This window comes from Zoogloea sp. LCSB751 (assembly GCF_002028455.1).
Classification (GTDB): Bacteria; Pseudomonadota; Gammaproteobacteria; order Burkholderiales; family Rhodocyclaceae; genus Zoogloea.
In genome coordinates this window covers 1-350 of the sequence record NZ_MWUM01000111.1, presented here as the reverse complement: position 1 = coordinate 350, position 350 = coordinate 1, and the positions used below count along the sequence as shown (strand labels likewise).

Sequence of the window (350 nt, the reverse complement as noted above, 5' to 3'; positions counted from 1 at the left end):
TAGCCCGGCTTGGCGACGGTGCCGACCAGGTTGCCGCCGTCGGTCAGGCTGTAGGTGCCGTTGGCCTTGTTGAGCACCTTGCCCCAGGTGCCGTACAGCGTCGTGCTGTCCTGCAGCTTGTAGGCGTAGGCAAGCCCCAGCAAATTGGCATCGCGGTTCTTGATCGACTTGTCGTCGAGCTGGCTGTAGCTCACAAAGGCTTTGCCGCGCCACACCGGGATGCCGGCACTGACGCTCCAGCCTTCGGCCTTGGACAGCGTGCCCGTCACGTTCTCGTAGTTGCCGCCGCTGATGCGGCCAGCCACATAGTTGCCGTACAGCGTCGCGAAGCCCAGGTTGTAGCTGCCGCC

At 64.3% G+C, this 350-nt stretch carries 1 protein-coding gene; it reads right to left on the bottom strand.

The window, feature by feature from the left end; translation table 11 throughout:
• Positions 1 to 350, bottom strand: a 350-nt coding sequence (locus B4920_RS25975; protein ID WP_139379654.1) for a porin, incomplete at both ends; no start/stop codon positions are given.